Annotated in this window: 14 protein-coding genes; 3 read left to right on the top strand and 11 right to left on the bottom strand. The window is 40.6% G+C overall.

The window, feature by feature from the left end:
• Window positions 1-325 precede the first annotated feature (325 nt).
• Window positions 326-997, bottom strand: a complete 672-nt coding sequence (locus KFO40_RS08855) for a DUF1349 domain-containing protein (RefSeq protein WP_225449864.1) — start codon at window positions 995-997, stop codon at window positions 326-328.
• A gap of 81 nt (window positions 998-1078) precedes the next feature.
• Here KFO40_RS08855 and KFO40_RS08850 point away from each other — a divergent pair, with 81 nt between their 5' ends.
• The gene (locus tag KFO40_RS08850; protein WP_004299300.1) at window positions 1079-1858 is read left to right on the top strand and encodes a response regulator transcription factor; all 780 of its coding nucleotides are present in this window, start codon (window positions 1079-1081) and stop codon (window positions 1856-1858) included.
• A gap of 74 nt (window positions 1859-1932) precedes the next feature.
• Here KFO40_RS08850 and KFO40_RS08845 read toward each other — a convergent pair whose 3' ends face one another.
• Window positions 1933-2625: an HAD family hydrolase gene (locus tag KFO40_RS08845; protein WP_004299303.1), complete on the bottom strand. Its 693-nt coding sequence runs from the start codon at window positions 2623-2625 to the stop codon at window positions 1933-1935.
• Between the two features lie 184 nt (window positions 2626-2809).
• Here KFO40_RS08845 and KFO40_RS08840 point away from each other — a divergent pair, with 184 nt between their 5' ends.
• Window positions 2810-3877, top strand: a complete 1068-nt coding sequence (locus tag KFO40_RS08840) for a DUF2027 domain-containing protein (protein WP_004307954.1) — start codon at window positions 2810-2812, stop codon at window positions 3875-3877.
• Between the two features lie 63 nt (window positions 3878-3940).
• Here KFO40_RS08840 and KFO40_RS08835 read toward each other — a convergent pair whose 3' ends face one another.
• The 9 genes from KFO40_RS08835 to hemW form a co-directional block, all read right to left on the bottom strand.
• Window positions 3941-4297 carry a hypothetical protein gene (locus tag KFO40_RS08835; protein WP_004316265.1) on the bottom strand — a complete coding sequence of 119 codons (357 nt, stop codon included), beginning with the start codon at window positions 4295-4297 and terminating at the stop codon, window positions 3941-3943.
• 293 nt (window positions 4298-4590) lie between these two features.
• A complete protein-coding gene (locus KFO40_RS08830) occupies window positions 4591-5199 on the bottom strand; it encodes a lysine exporter LysO family protein (RefSeq protein WP_004307956.1) in 609 nt (202 codons plus the stop codon).
• On the bottom strand, window positions 5196-5477 hold the full coding sequence (locus KFO40_RS08825) for a LysO family transporter (protein ID WP_004321999.1): 282 nt from the start codon (window positions 5475-5477) through the stop codon (window positions 5196-5198). Before KFO40_RS08825 ends, KFO40_RS08830 begins: the two co-directional genes overlap by 4 nt.
• Before the next feature lie 188 nt (window positions 5478-5665).
• Window positions 5666-6664, bottom strand: coding sequence for a DUF4249 domain-containing protein (locus KFO40_RS08820; protein ID WP_008776242.1), 999 nt, complete (start codon window positions 6662-6664; stop codon window positions 5666-5668).
• A gap of 7 nt (window positions 6665-6671) precedes the next feature.
• The gene (locus KFO40_RS08815; RefSeq protein WP_211146270.1) at window positions 6672-9374 is read right to left on the bottom strand and encodes a TonB-dependent receptor; all 2703 of its coding nucleotides are present in this window, start codon (window positions 9372-9374) and stop codon (window positions 6672-6674) included.
• Between the two features lies 1 nt (window position 9375).
• Entirely contained in the window at window positions 9376-10254 is an 879-nt protein-coding gene (locus KFO40_RS08810; RefSeq protein WP_004307960.1) for a FecR family protein, read from the bottom strand.
• Between the two features lie 27 nt (window positions 10255-10281).
• Window positions 10282-10716 (bottom strand): hypothetical protein, encoded by a 435-nt coding sequence (locus KFO40_RS08805; protein WP_015531372.1) that lies wholly within the window; start codon window positions 10714-10716, stop codon window positions 10282-10284.
• 90 nt (window positions 10717-10806) lie between these two features.
• Window positions 10807-11361: an RNA polymerase sigma-70 factor gene (locus KFO40_RS08800; protein WP_004307962.1), complete on the bottom strand. Its 555-nt coding sequence runs from the start codon at window positions 11359-11361 to the stop codon at window positions 10807-10809.
• Window positions 11362-11380: 19 nt separating this feature from the next.
• On the bottom strand, window positions 11381-12511 hold the full coding sequence (hemW, locus tag KFO40_RS08795) for a radical SAM family heme chaperone HemW (RefSeq protein WP_015531373.1): 1131 nt from the start codon (window positions 12509-12511) through the stop codon (window positions 11381-11383).
• A gap of 547 nt (window positions 12512-13058) precedes the next feature.
• Between hemW and KFO40_RS08790 the strand changes: the two genes are divergently transcribed.
• Window positions 13059-15215 (top strand): elongation factor G, encoded by a 2157-nt coding sequence (locus KFO40_RS08790; RefSeq protein WP_004299324.1) that lies wholly within the window; start codon window positions 13059-13061, stop codon window positions 15213-15215.
• The last annotated feature ends 326 nt before the right edge of the window (window positions 15216-15541 follow it).

Genomic DNA, 15541 nt, shown 5'->3' with positions numbered 1-15541 from the left:
ATCATTCTTGTTAAAGGTTACGGCGCAAAGATATGGCGGCTAACAACTTATGTCAAGGCGGAAAATAGAATGGTTACCTTTTAAAGAAACGATTGTCAATAAGTTTATTATAGTGTATCTTTTGACTGTTTTTATGTAAAAAATTCCTCGGGAACTGTATATTCTTGCATTATTTTATACAACAGAACTGCTGGAAGAGGAAATCCGTGTGATGCTATTTATACTCATCATATTAAAAATAGAACATTTAAAGTAAGATATACTACCGCATTTATATTATAATAGAGCTTTCTCTCTATTTAAATAAATAGCATCAGGACTGATTTTATTTGTTCATTTGCCTTTTTGCCCATTCCAGTCTTCGTTGATCGGCTAATGGAGTCACTTTAAATTCTTCGAATGTAGCGGTGAACCCTTTCCCGTCCGGACAAGCTCCCATTAATCCTACCATGACAGGACAATTATCTTGCAACCAACAAGTGCGCATCATAATATATTCTTTATCATCACGTGAGAAAAATATTTCTACTGCATCCAGGCGACGGACTGCTTTTATCCATATAGAGCGGGGAGCATCCGGCAATTGTACTACACTCCAGTCACTAGTCCGATGCGTAACTACGGCACTTACATTCTGTTTGCCATCAACGTATTCCACACCTGCTTTTATCCAGTTTTCATGGTCGATGCGCAGCATTAATCCCATTTGGTCAAAGGTGGTGACATAGTTGCCGGTTATTTTTACTTTGGCTTTAAATTCTCCACCATAAGTCGCATAATAGAAAGGTCCGTCGTCCACTGTGAACCCATAATGGGAAATCCTCCAAAAGTCTGTTTTTGCAGGAACATCCATCACTAAGGTTTTGCCATCTTTTATTTCCCATTGTTGAGGCTCGTTCAGCCAATTCATTTTATTCAAACTTTGTGCCATAGAAGAAGTTGTTACTGCCATAAAGGCTATTGACATCATTTTGATTTTTAAATGTTTCATGATCATTTCTTATTTGATTATCTTTGTGGTGCAAAGATAGGTCATACCTCCGTGTGCAACAATACTGAATAATAACCATTTTATAAGATGGACGTATTACAAAAGGAAATAGATGAAGTTTATGCGACACAACTGATAGCCGATGAAATATTGGACAATGGAGTTGTAGAGCAACATCAACGCTTTATTCATTCATTGACGGAGATTAATGGTGGATGTGCTGTTATTTCAGATCTTTCGAATAGGAAAAGTTACATTGCCGTTCATCCTTGGGCGCATTTTCTAGGCTTAACTCCCGAAGAAGCTGCTTTGAGTGTGATTGATTCTATGGATGAAGATTGTATTTATCGGCGTATTCATCCTGAAGATTTGGTAGAAAAGCGGTTATTGGAGTATCAGTTTTTTCAGAAGACCTTTTCGATGTCTTCCGAAGAACGGTTGAAGTACCGGGGAAGATGCAGAATACGTATGATGAATGAGAAAGGAGTCTATCAGTATATTGATAATTTAGTGCAGATTATGGAAAATACTCCTTCCGGAAGTGTATGGTTGATTTTTTGTCTTTATACCTTGTCTGCAGATCAACGAACGGAGCAGGGGATATGTCCCACTATTACTCATATGGAACGTGGAGAAGTCGAAACCCTCTTTCTTTCGGAAGAACATCGCAATATCCTATCCGAACGCGAAAAGGAAATACTTCGCTGTATACGTAAAGGACTATCTAGTAAAGAAATAGCAGCTGCCCTTTATATTAGTGTGAATACAGTCAATCGACACCGGCAGAATATTTTGGAGAAACTCTCTGTCGGTAATTCGATAGAAGCGTGTCGGGCTGCTGAATTGATGAAACTGTTGGATTTGTAATCCAATAAGATGGCATTATTTACTGATTTCTTTCTTCAGATTCGAAGCTTATCTGAAGAAAGAACAGAACTTATTTAAAACCAAAGCAGCAACTCATCAAATCTTTTCACCTGTTTCAGATGGTCATGTGTGAATGTGTCTACTACTTCATGTTTCCACATCACTTCAAAAGGAATATGTATGCCATATCCTCCCAGCGATAGAACAGGTTGAATGTCCGATTTCAGAGAATTGCCAATCATGACAAATTCGGAAGGAGCAATCTGTAAGATATTCAACATTCGTTGATATTCTTTCTCTGTTTTATCGGACATCACTTCAATGTGATCGAAATAAGAGGCTAATCCGGAACGTCCCAGCTTATTCTCCTGATCGAGCAAATCTCCTTTAGTGGCAACTACTAATTTGTATTTTCCTTTCTCTTTCAATACTTTAAGCGTTTCTTTTACTCCCGGCAATAGTTCAATTGGCATTTTCAGTAATGATTTGCCTAATTCAATAATATGTTGGATGTCTGTTCCTGAAATCTTTTGTCCACTCACATGCAAAGCTGTCTCTACCATAGAAATGGTGAAAGCTTTGGCTCCATATCCGAGATATTTCAGATTATTCATTTCTGTTTGAAATAAAGCGGCTGAAATATCTTCAGAAGTGCCATAAGGCTTTAATAGGTCTGTATATTGTTTCTCTATTTCCTGGAAAAAAGGTTCATTGCTCCACAAGGTATCGTCTGCATCAAAAGCAATGACTTTAATAAGTTCTTTCATCGGTTTTCGTCGTTAATGGTGAATTTTAGATCATTTGTTTGGTATTTCGTATGCAAAGTTACAATAAAAAGAGGAATAAAGGCAGACGGTTTGTTTTTAGAACCGAATCTCCATTTAATTTCATAGAAATCTCTATCTTTGTTACTCGTTTTTTTGAGTTTGAATTTTAATTGGATATACAATAATGAAAATAGGAGATAAAGTACGCTTTCTTAGTGAGGTAGGCGGTGGAATCGTAACTGGATTCCAGGGAAAGGATTTTGTGTTGGTAGAAGATGCAGATGGGTTTGATATTCCGATGCCGATACGCGAGTGTGTCGTGATTGAAACAGATGACTATAATATGAGGCGTAAACCCGGTTCGTCTGTGCCGAAACCGGAAGAACCTGTTAAACCGGTAAAACCGGAGATGCCTGTTATTCAACGTCAGCCGGAGGTGCGTGGAGGAGATACTTTGAATGTATTTCTGGCTTATGTGCCCGAAGACGCAAAAGCGATGATGACTACTCCTTTTGAAACTTATCTGGTAAATGATAGCAATTATTATTTGTATTACACTTATTTGAGTGCAGAAGGAAAAGCATGGAAGAACCGTTCGCACGGTTTGGTGGAGCCTAATACAAAATTGCTGTTGGAAGAGTTCACCAAAGATGTACTGAATGATATGGAGCGGGTGGCTGTTCAGTTGATCGCCTTCAAGGACGGTAAGCCTGCGGCTATCAAACCGGCTGTTAGTGTGGAGATACGGATCGATACCGTGAAGTTCTATAAACTTCATACCTTTAGCGATTCTGATTTCTTTGAAGAACCGGCTTTGATTTATGACATTGTGAAAGATGATATGCCTGCCAAACAAGTATATGTTTCGGCGGAGGAGATTCAAGAGGCTCTGCTGCAGAAGAAATCTGTAGATAAACCGAAGTCACAACCTATTGTGAAACCAAACCATACTACTCATGGCGGAAAGAGCGGAATTATTGAAATAGATCTTCATATTGATTCTTTGCTGGATGATACTCAAGGGATGGGCAATGCTGAAATACTGAATTATCAATTGGATAAGTTTCGCGAAGTGATGGAAACTTATAAGAATAAGCGTGAACAGAAGATTGTCTTTATTCACGGCAAGGGAGATGGGGTACTTCGAAAGGCTGTCATTGATGAATTGAAACGGAAATATAGTAATTGCCGTTATCAGGATGCTTCTTTCCAGGAATATGGGTTTGGGGCTACGATGGTAACTATTAAATAATAGTATAAAAAAAGTGGAAGCCAACCGGCTTCCACCCTCTCTCTCTTTTACATATTAATCATTTTACTTATTCAGTTCAATACCTTTATTCTGTAAAGTGATATTCATCAAAGCTGCATACTTGGCGTACTGTTCAGCACTAAGAGTCTTTCTCATCAGTTTCAAGTTACCATAAACAGCGTTGCGCAATTTTGCTTCTTTATCTTTCTTCGCTGTTGTGGCTCTTGACATCTGTGTGGAGAAATAATCGCAAATATTGGCTACTTCTTCACTCTGATCGGAGTTTAACTTTAAATATTTGCCTAGTTTACTTACATTGATGTTACCTTCCCATTTTGCAGTTGTAGGCTGATTTCCGGCTGCAAATGTTGAAGCAGCAAGGCAGAGCGCTGCCACTAATGTTAATCCTAAACGTTTCATAATACCTACTTTTTTAATTGTTATACCTAAAAACTATTCCTAAAAACAAATCTAATACCTATTGAAAATACTGTCTAAGCGCTTAGTTTTTTCTTTTTACCTATGCAAATATAAGAATATGTTTTATAGCATAAAAATAAAGAAAAGGAAAAGATTCTTTTTAGGCTGATTTCTTGATGTAAGTCAAGAGATGATCTGCTTTTTGATATAAAAATACCTTTTTATGAAACATTTTTGTAATACGTGTGCGAAAACGATAGTAGAGTATTTCTCTATTTTAGGATTTATTGCTGTTAAAATGATATTGAGCAAAGGAATGTGACTAGGAACGGAACGCTGAAATCGACAACAAAGCCATGGAAGATGGAAATGATTACAAATTCCTTTCCCGAATATCGGGTAATGATAGGAAGAGTGGTATCCATCGTTGTGGCTCCACCAACAGAAATAGGAGCTAGCTTTCCAAAATATTTCACTAATAAGGGGGCACACAGCAAAGCGATAATTTCACGCATAATATTGGAAAGTAATGCGATAGTTCCCAATTCGGGACCTTTATATTCGGTGATAAATATGCTGGAGAGCGAGTAATAACCAAATCCGGCTCCAACTGCCATACAGTCTAAAGGACTTCGCTGGCTCATAAAAGCTCCCGCTATGGCGCAGCCTGCTAATGTGCCGAGTATCGTCATGATAGGAAGGAATACAAGCCGGGGATTCAGGGACCGAAAACTCTTCAGGGTGTTCGGATCGTTACCGATGCTGATACCTACGCAGAACATGAGTCCGCAGAGGGCATAGTAACTAAGTTTACTGTCGGTGAAGTCGTATGGGATAAGATGGTAAACTCCACAAAGAGTGCCGATAATGAAAAAAGAGACAATAATCAAACTACCTTTCATGCTTTTGTCTCCTTTCCTTTACTATATAATAGGTACCACAAGCCCCATGCACATAAAGTACTTCCTATGACCGCAGCTACCGTGATGACAACAGCTTCCAGTCCAAGAGTGTGTAATCCTTTGATGATAGATTCATTACCCCCTACATCTATTCCGAGAAGAAAGAGAAGAATCCATATAAGGAGAGTGATTATCTTGTGTATCCATGATAGTCTTTTACTGCGTAACAAGTAGCCAAGAAGCATGCCTGTCAGCATAATTCCAATAATGATAAACATAGTTAGTGCCTGCTTTTTGGCTGCAAAGATAGTATTAAATGTAAATCTTGGCTAATCTCTTCCACGATTTCTTTCATGGCTATTGACAGACATTCGACCATATCATCCACGCAAGCGGCATTGACAGACGGTGAATCTTCAAAACTACGGTTTATCGCAGTCTGCTATCCATAATTTATGATTTGTTTTCATCGTTGTGGTTTTTCTATATGAATGATCTTACTTGTCTCCGTACTGATTCCAATCATCCCAATTCCTCCATGTACATTGCTGGGGTACTTGATTGGTTCATTTATTGTTTCATCGTAAGCGTCGGAATCTACCAGGTTAAGTGCTTTCAGATAGTAATATTCTGTTTCCGTGATGCTTAAAAGACGTACAATAATATCCATCTTTACATTGGTGCCGTATTCAGGAAATCCGTCAATATCTGTCTGGTTGTAAACCGTCATTGTGTAAGATGTATTTTTGAATCGTGAGTCGTCGAATACACCATATATATTCTTTACGGTGTCGAACATGCCGTTGTCTTCGTCATCGCTGTTGGTGGGCTGTCCGTCTGTCAGCACAATATCCTCGCGGGATATAAAATGATAGCGATGTATTGTCCGGCTGACAAATTCCCCTGTTTCTTCATTATAGTCTTTCACTGTCATTTGCTTATCCATGATAAGCCGGTAGTAATTATCTTCGTTGGATCGATCTTTGATATTGATTTTGTATCGGAGAAAATTCTGCGTATAATAATACTTTGTCATTGGAATGGTGACCGTATCGATATCAGCTATTTCATGTGGACGCTGTGGTACGGTCACTTCAGTCCATGCGTGATATTGTCCGTCGTCTGTGAGGGCGTCGATACGAACTACATCTCCGGGAGTAAATTTGCTGGAAATATGGAAGCGGCATTGCATATCTCCTTCCGTTTGGGGTGGGAGCGGACGTAAACTTTCTGATAACTGTCCGTTAACGCGTACTTCCACCGTGGCATTTTCTACATGAGTGGCGTATCCTCTTCCCGTGAAATTGAGATAGAGAACGTTGGTCAGACTGTCTGCGTTGATTAGTGCGTTCATCACTAGTTTGGGGGGATTGTCCTTTACACTAAAAGGGAGTTCGTTTTCGCAAGAAACTGTTGTCAGCAATGCTATTAACAGGATAAATGGATAACATATACGAGTTCTCATAATGGGTTTAGAATTTATAAGTGTAAGTGAATGATGGAATTAATGGAAGTATAGTATACTTCTTGATAATCGGTTTGTTGGGATCGTTTTTGCTGGTGCTGCGATATACAAAGGTAGGATTCATCGCATTATATGCATTATACAGACTGATATTCCAGGTACGCATACCATGTTTGGTCTTTTTGTTGAAATTGACTCCCACATTCAACCGGTGACTGGCTGGTAACCGGTAATTATTACGATGCTCCACATATGAAGCTTCTCCGATGGTGGGTGAAGTTATGCTTGAATCAAAATAATCTCCATATCCATATCCTCCCCCAAATCCGTTGTTTGTGCCGTCACTAGGACGGATGACAGCGGTTTTCTCTTCAGGGATTGTACTTGTTCCACCTGTATAGAACACCCAGGAAGCACCGATGTCGATACGGTCGCTGAACTTATGGTTGATTGTCAGGTTGATATTGTGTCTTCGGTCATATTTATATGGGAACCGTTCACCGTTGTTGATACCGCCTTTGGCAAACTGACGATCACTTTTGGATAAAGTGTAGGACAACCATCCTGTTGTTCTTCCAAGGGTTTTCTGTGCCATAAACTCAATGCCGGCCGAACGTCCTTTGCCCATTTCCACTTTGTTTTCCCAACCGGAGGAAGAACCGAAGAAACTGACGCCTTCCTTATATTCCAGCACATTATACATATCCTTATAATACCCTTCTACCGAGAATTCCCATCCTTTGATTCCCGTATAGTATCCGCCCAATGAATATTGGTGGGAGCGCATTGGCTTGATCTTTTTAGTGACCGGAACCCATAAATCCGTAGGCATGGCAATGGGCATTGACGATAGTAAATGTACATATTGGCTCATTTGGGTATAAGATGCTTTCAGGGTTACATCTTTTCCCAATTGATAGCGTGCGGAAACACGTGGTTGCAAGGAAAAGTAACTTTGTTTTTGCACATGAAACAATGAGAAATGCAGTCCGAGATTCAGGCGCAGACGATCATTCATCTTGATGTTGTCTTCCAGGTAAGCGGATAACTCATGTCCGTAAATCCGGTTGTTGGCTATGCTGTGGTAGGTTGTGTCCAGGTCTATTTTATCTCCTGTCTTATTGGAGATTTTAGAGGTCATAACTTCCGGGCGGAAACGATGATAGATATATCCTGTTCCAAATTTGAGGTGGTGTTTGGGAGATGGATTATAATCGAAGTCGATCTGGTAATTCCAATCATTGATTCCCGAACGGTAATCGGCTGAATACCGGTTGGTAAATGATGTACCGCTACTGCCGAAATATTGATTGTTGGTATATGAGTTGATGTCGAATAAATAGTTGCTGTAGGAGACTGTCGTATTGCAGAATAAACGGTTGTTGAATACATAGTTCCATCTGGCAGAAAGAATCGTGTTTCCCCAATTCATTTTGCTTCCGTCTTTGAAATCTGTATTTCCATCATAATTGGCAGCAAAATGATCCTTTCCATTGTAGGCAGATAGATAGACGCGGCTCCGGTCGGAGAATTTATGATTGATTTTGGCATTGATGTCATAAAAATAATAACTGTATTCCTCGTCATCCGGCATGAATGGTTTAGCGATGAGGTCGAGATACGAACGTCTGGCGGAAATATTGAAAGACGTTTTCCCTTTCACAATCGGACCCTCCAGGTTGATTTTGCTAGTTAGTAGTCCGATACTAAGTGTGCCGTGGTATTTCTGCATATCTCCGTCATTGGTACGGACGTCGATGACAGAAGAAAGCCGTCCGCCGAAACGTGCCGGAAAAGAACCTTTGAATAGTGTTACTTTTTTGACGGCTTCCGGAGTAAAAACCGAAAAGAATCCGAACATATGGTCTACGTTATATACAGGAATCCCGTCAAGTAAGATTAGATTTTGATCCGGGCTTCCACCACGTATATACAGTCCGGCAGATCCATCTACTCCTGCCTGTACGCCGGGCATCAGTTGGATGGCTTTCATTACATCTGCCTCTCCCAGTATGCTCGGAGTATTTTTTATTTGCGTCATTGGAATCTCGATAGATCCCATCTGGGTGGCTATAGTTCCTGTCTCGGTTTTGTCGGAAACGATGACTACTTCCTGCAATTGCGTGTTACCCTGCATGCGGATATTTAGTAATGTGTCTTGTGAGAGCGTAAAATGATGCGCTTCTGTGGCATAGCCCAGATAGGAGAAACGCAGTTCGGTTTCTCCTTCGGGTAGGGTGATGCTGTAAAAACCGTAAGGATTGGTGGTTGTTCCTTGATTTTGATGACTCTCAATGATGTTGGTTCCAATCAACGTCTCGGAAGACGTCCCATCAGTGACATATCCGCTGATAGTGAACTTGCGGCTTACAGTTTTTGATTCTTTTTTCTTTTGCAGAAGGATATGCCGGCCGGTGAACTGATAACTGAACTGCTCATTTTTGAACGCAAGGTCAAGTATCTCACGCAAAGGCTTATCCTTTACTTGCAAATTGATTTTATGTTTTATGGTAATTTCCTCACTGTAGATAAAGGAATATCCGGTTGAATTCTCAATCCGTTTGACGAATTCTTTCAATGTGGCGTTTCGTAGTGTCAGCGAAAGTCGGGCGTCCGCATTTTGCGCGTATATTTGTGTGGTGATAAGGAATGCTACCCCTATCAGAACAATGGTTCTGACAGGGAAGCGATCTTGGAATATAATATTCATCTTAGTCTGGTTTAGCAGTGATAATAATCTGTTTATTGTTTTGTGAGTAGTCGAAATAACCGGCATTATGTAATACAGATAAAATAGTTGTCAGGTCTTCTCCATTGCGGAAGCGTGCTGTGATCCGGTAATTTTGCAAAGCCGTGTCGGCTATGTGAATCGTTGCTCCGAATGAATTGGATAGTTCGCGGGCAATCTCCTGCAAAGGTAGGTCGTCGAATATAAACTCTCCCTGCCGCCAGGAAATTTCATCTTCTACGTTTTCTAAAACCTTGCGGGTGAGTTTTTCTTCCACCTTATTATATATAGCAATCTCATTCGGCTTCAAAATCATACGAACTGACTTACTTTTATTGCTGACTGCTACCGAACCTGTCAATAACGTTGTCTTTACATCTGGATTGTTCTGATAGGCATCTACGTTGAAGTGAGTTCCCAACACCTGAACGTCAATCGTTTCAGTCTGCACGATAAACGGATGTTTCTTGTCTTTGCTTATTTCAAAATAAGCCTCCCCATTTAGCTCCACTTCCCGCTTGTCCGATTTGAACTTTTCAGGATAAGAAAGTGAAGAATAATGGTTGAGAGTGACGGTGCTGCCATCAGGAAGACAGACCGTGCGTGTCTCTGCCAAGGTGGAAACCGTTTGTATCGTGACCGGTTGCATATATAAATAGGCTGTCCATACCGATAGGCAAAGTAGAGCTACTGCCGCCGCTGCCGAGAAAGTACGTATCAGTGTCAGACGCCGGGTATATGACTTCAGTCTTTTCTCTAGTTCCGGGTAACTGGCTGTTGCTGAAAACCGCCCTCGCGGTGAACGCGTGGAAGCGACGAGCTTGTTCAGTATTTCTTCTAATTCCGTATCGGTAAATTTCATAGTTCTTTCTGTATTACTTTTGATCTGTTATTTTCGTTTCAACAGAATGGTCAGTTTGCTGATTCCTCCTTCTTTCCACTGGGGAGTGCAGGATAAAGTGACATTCTGCTTCTTCAATATCATCTGTTTAGGATAGATTTTTATGACAGTTGTTGCTGACTTCTTACCCGCTTTGATGATTACTTTCTTTTCTGTTAGCTGTACCACTGCTGCTTGTCCTATTACCGGAGGAGGTGTGGCAAGTACTACCGTCCGGTCTTCTTTTGTTTTTTCTGTTGCAACGATTTTAATTTTCAACTCACATTCGGATTTGTCGCTTTCACATTCTACTGTTTCCTTCGAATGTTCAAATCCTGCATAGTCCTTTGGTAGGTTGTCGTTGTCATTGTTGCATGAAAACAGGCACAGACAAACTGAAAGAAGGACAAAGATCCCCATGTTTGCGTCATTTAGCTTTTTCATTTTCTGTCTTTTTTAGTGATTGATTGACTTATTTGTTGATAAAGACCGGAGGGTGACAGAAACTCCCTACGCTCTTTGTCTAAAAGAATGTTAATCTATTTCAGCCCGGCTAATCATCTCTTTTAAACGTGTGATTGCTTTCTGAAGTTGTGCGTCCACTGTATTCATGCTGATGCCTAATTCTTCTGCTACTTGTGCGTAACTCTGTTTTTCTTCACGGATGCGGATGAACACTTCCCTGCAACGATCCGGAAGCCGGTCGAGTGCTTTTACGTAAAGAGCGAACAGCTCTTCACTGATGAGCGATTCTTCCGGTGAATAGCTCTGTTCTTGAGGCTCCGGCAGAGAATCGGGATGAATAAGCGTATGTCTTGATTCTTTTTCCAGATAATTGAGCGAAGCATTTTTGACGAGAATGAAACAATAATCTTCAATGTTTCTCACATCAAGCAAATTGCTGCGTTGCTTCCATAGTTTCAGGAATACATCGAGAACGATTTCCTGCGACCATTCTTCCTGTTTCACATAATAATAGGCAATACGAAAGAGACGGTCATAAGTCATGTTGTAAAAGTCCCGGAAAGCAGTTTGCGAATCCAGTTCTTTCATTTGCCGCAATAACTTTCTTACTTCTGATTCGGTCATCGGCTTTTTGTTTGTTTGGTTAGTCTACCCAAAGTAAATCACTCATTATACTGTCGGAAATAAAAATCCCTTCACGCGTCAGGCGCAAAGCCCCGTTGTATTCCTCCAGTTTACCATTTTTCAGATAAGGTGCAGCCATTTTTTGACAATACTCCCACATTTCATTGCCGAACATCTGTTTCAGTTTCTCTATAGGTGTTCCCCATACGGTACGTATGGTAGTGATAATAAATTCGTTGTAGCGGGTCGTTGGGTCCAGATACTCTGTCTCGAAAGCACGGCAGTCTTCTTCTATACCTTTTATATAGGTGTCGATTGAAGACACATTCCATTCCCGTGTCATTCCGTCAAAAGAATGTGCCGATGGTCCGCATCCCAGATAAGCTATTCCTTTCCAATAGGAAGTGTTGTGGCGGGAATATTTTCCGGGGCGGCAGAAATTGGAAATTTCATAGTGTTCAAATCCTGCTTTCTGCAAATGCTCTATCAGTAATGTGAAAAATTCTAAACTGGAGTCTTCGTCTACTTCGGATATTTGGTGCTGTTTTAACATATTATATATAGGTGTATCTTCCTCATAAATCAAGTGATAGGCGGAGATATGTTCTACATTCAGACTGATAGCTTGACGGAGATCGTTTTCCCATCGTTCTTTTGTTTCTCCGGGCAATCCGTAAATTAGGTCGATACTGATGTTCTGGAAATCGGCTTTCCGGCATCTGTCAATTGCTTCGATGGCTGTACGGGCATTGTGGCGGCGTCTCAATAGTTTGAGCGTAGCGTCATCAAAAGTCTGTATTCCCATGCTGAGGCGGTTGAAAGGAAGTGAGGAAAGCATTTCCAGATATTCCTGCGATAAATCATCCGGATTAGCTTCCAGAGTGATTTCCTGACAATGATTCAATCCGTAGTGCTCGCGGATGGTATCAAATATTTGTTCAAAATCCTCTTTTTCCAGTTGAGACGGGGTTCCGCCACCGAAATAAATAGTTTCTATATCTTCTCCTTTCAGGTATTCTTTACGCATCGTCAACTCCCGGCAGAGAGCCTGTACATAACGGGTTTTGAGTTCGCTGCGAGTGGTTGAGTAGAAGTCGCAGTAGATGCAGCGCGTTTTGCAAAAAGGAATATGAAGATAGATACCTGCCATAGCTATGCTGTTTGGGTTTGTGGGTGTAAAAGTAAGACTATTATTAGATATATCAAAAAAGCAGTTGACGGAAATTATTTATAGTGGGGTAGGAATACGCTAAATAGATAATTCCCCATCGATTAGTAGAAGATAATTTCCTGCAATGCTGAATTTAAGATCTTTTCTTTTATAAATAAGATTCGAACTTGTAGCCGGGTTTTCGTTTGACTTAAGTCAAACGATAGAATGACTTAAGTTAAACTATCGCTTGACTTAAGTCAAACGAAAACTGATTAGGCAACGGGGAAACTATTGTATGAAAGGAAAACAACTAAAAATAACATCGTGCCGGATTACTCGTTGCAACTATGAAATTAGTTTATAGCTATGCGAAAATAATTTTTAACCCGATTCGAAAATGTTCATATTAAAGATGTGTTACATAACATTGTTTAGTAACACTGCCATAAGTGTTGCTTTTCCCCCAATTAATCCCTAATTTGCGCATCACAAAATTAATGGTATGTGAGAAACATACTGAGTAATTACTAAAATCTTATATATTATGAAAGTATATCAGACTAATGAAATCAAGAACATTGCCTTGTTGGGAAGTTCTGGCTCTGGGAAAACCACTCTCGTGGAAGCGATGCTTTTCGAGAGTGGTGTTATAAAACGTCGCGGATCTGTTGCCGCAAAAAACACAGTTAGCGATTATTTTCCTGTTGAACAAGAGTATGGTTACTCCGTTTTCTCCACCGTTCTCCATGTAGAATGGAATAACAAAAAACTTAATATTATTGACTGTCCGGGATCGGACGACTTCGTAGGCAGCACAGTGACTGCACTAAATGTGACCGACACAGCAATTATCCTTCTTAATGGCCAATACGGCGTCGAAGTCGGTACACAAAATCACTTCCGTTATACAGAAAAGCTGAATAAACCTGTTATTTTTCTAGTCAACCAGCTTGATAATGAAAAATGCGATTATGATAATATCCTCGAACAGCTGAAAGAGGCATACGGCTCTAAGGTTGTTCCCATCCAATATCCGATAGCTACCGGTCCGGGCTTTAATGCGTTGATCGACGTATTGTTGATGAAGAAATACTCATGGAAACCCGAAGGAGGGGCTCCGACAATCGAAGATATTCCGGCAGAAGAAATGGATAAGGCCATGGAAATGCACAAAGCATTGGTCGAAGCTGCTGCCGAGAATGATGAAAATCTGATGGAGAAATTCTTTGAGCAAGATTCCCTGTCAGAAGACGAAATGCGTGAAGGCATCCGTAAGGGATTGATCGCCAGAGGTATGTTCCCTGTATTTTGCGTCTGTGGAGGTAAAGATATGGGCGTTCGTCGCTTGATGGAATTCTTGGGTAACGTTGTTCCTTTTGTATCTGAAATGCCGAAGGTACAGAATACGGAAGGTAAAGAAGTGGCTCCGGACTCCAATGGACCGGAATCTCTTTATTTCTTCAAGACAAGTGTGGAACCGCATATCGGTGAAGTTTCCTATTTTAAAGTAATGAGCGGTAAAGTTCATGAGGGAGACGATTTGCTGAATGCCGACCGTGGTTCGAAGGAACGTATTGCGCAAATCTATGTGGTAGCCGGTGGTAACCGTGTCAAGGTGGAAGAATTGCAGGCCGGTGATATCGGTGCTGCCGTGAAACTGAAAGACGTGAAAACCGGTAATACGCTGAACGGTAAGGATTGTGACTACAAATTCAATTTTATCAAATATCCGAACTCTAAATATACACGTGCCATTAAGCCGGTGAATGAAGCGGATGTGGAAAAGATGATGAGTATCCTGAACCGTATGCGCGAAGAAGATCCTACCTGGGTGATTGAGCAATCAAAAGAACTGAAACAGACTTTGGTACACGGTCAGGGAGAATTCCATCTTCGTACCTTGAAATGGCGTTTGGAAAACAACGAAAAACTTCAGGTAAAATATGAAGAACCGAAGATTCCATATCGTGAAACGATTACAAAGGCTGCCCGTGCCGACTATCGTCATAAGAAACAGTCCGGTGGTGCCGGTCAATTTGGTGAAGTTCACCTGATCGTAGAACCTTATAAAGAAGGTATGCCTGTGCCTGAAACGTATAAGTTCAATGGACAGGAATTTAAGATTACCGTGAGAGGCACGGAAGAGATACCATTGGAATGGGGTGGTAAACTGGTGTTTGTTAACAGTATCGTCGGTGGTTCTATCGATGCCCGCTTCTTGCCTGCTATTATGAAAGGTATCATGTCTCGTATGGAGCAAGGACCGTTGACGGGTTCGTATGCTCGTGACGTGCGCGTTATTGTTTACGATGGTAAGATGCACCCGGTAGATTCGAATGAAATCTCCTTTATGCTTGCCGGACGTAATGCCTTTAGTGAAGCCTTCAAGAATGCCGGTCCGAAAATTCTGGAACCGATTTATGATGTAGAAGTGTTCGTTCCGTCTGATAGGATGGGAGATGTGATGGGAGATCTTCAGGGACGTCGTGCCATGATTATGGGTATGAGTAGTGAAAAAGGTTTTGAGAAACTGGTTGCGAAAGTACCTTTGAAAGAAATGTCATCTTATTCTACGGCGCTTAGCTCTCTCACGGGTGGACGTGCTTCGTTCATTATGAAATTCTCTAGTTATGAGCTTGTGCCGACGGATGTTCAAGATAAGTTAATGAAGGACTTTGAAGCTAAACAAACTGAAGAATAAGTATAAATGATAGGTGATAATTGATTGAATATTCACTATAATATTCGGTATTTATCATCTGTTAGGCATAAAGAATCAACTAAAACGTTAAAACCGCCGCCTTTTTTAAGTAAAAGGGGGCGGTTTTTGTTTAACTATGATTAATAAAGATGGAAAAACACAAGGAGAAGATTTAATTTTTTATTAAATTTGCAAACCAAAGGAGGGGTTTTATTGTTGTAGTAATCAGAATACAACCTAAATAGCTCCTTACGGTTAATTTCCGGGAAGTTCCGGTTAAATCAAGTTAATGCATTAGGAGTGTTAATTAGGGAGTGTTAATTTTG

Source organism: Bacteroides sp. 1001302B_160321_D4 (genome assembly GCF_015667765.1).
Taxonomy (GTDB): Bacteria; Bacteroidota; Bacteroidia; order Bacteroidales; family Bacteroidaceae; genus Bacteroides; species Bacteroides xylanisolvens.
Note: the sequence above shows the minus strand (reverse complement) of the source record. Positions and strands in the feature narration are given on the sequence as shown.